This is a genomic window from Mitsuaria sp. TWR114, from assembly GCF_007997345.1.
Genome location: NZ_VOSR01000892.1, coordinates 1 through 619 on the forward strand (window position 1 = coordinate 1; position 619 = coordinate 619).

The 619-nt window shown below is 74.0% G+C and carries 1 protein-coding gene; it reads left to right on the forward strand.

From position 1 onward, the window contains the following. Positions 1 to 619: SdrD B-like domain-containing protein (locus tag FUT87_RS25410; protein WP_147242803.1), on the forward strand; the 619-nt coding region annotated here is incomplete at both ends.

Sequence of the window (619 nt, forward strand, 5' to 3'; positions counted from 1 at the left end):
CACGCTGGGCAGCGGCACCGCCGCCACTGGCTATCACTTCGGCGAGCGTCTGCCGCGCGTGACGGTCCGCGTCTTCGAGGACGCCGACAACGACGGCCTGCCCGCCGCGGGCGATGCCGGCATCACCGGCGTGACGCTGCACCTGACGGGCACGTCCAGCACCGGCGCGGCGGTCGACATCGTCGCCACGCCGATCGCCGGCCAGCCGGGCCGCTACGAGTTCCTCAACGTGCCGCCGTCGGCGGCGGGCGGCTACACGGTCACCGAGACGCAGCCCGCGACCTACGCGCCGGGCCAGGCCAATCCGAACGGTCATGCCGGCACGGCGCAGCCGGGCGGCAACGTGATCGAGGGCGTGGTCATCCCGCTGACCGGCACGCCGGCGAGCGTGGGCGACTACCTGTTCGGCGAGCTCACCAGCAGCCAGCTGCGCGGCCGCAGCTTCTACGACCGCGACGGCGATGGCAGCCAGGGCGCCACGTCGAGCGAACCCGGCCTCCCTGGCGTGACCATCACGCTGACCGGCACCGATGCCTCGGGCCAGCCGGTCACGCGCAGCACCGTCACGGCGCGCGATGGCGGCTACCGCTTCGTCGACCTGCCGCTGGACAACGGCGCG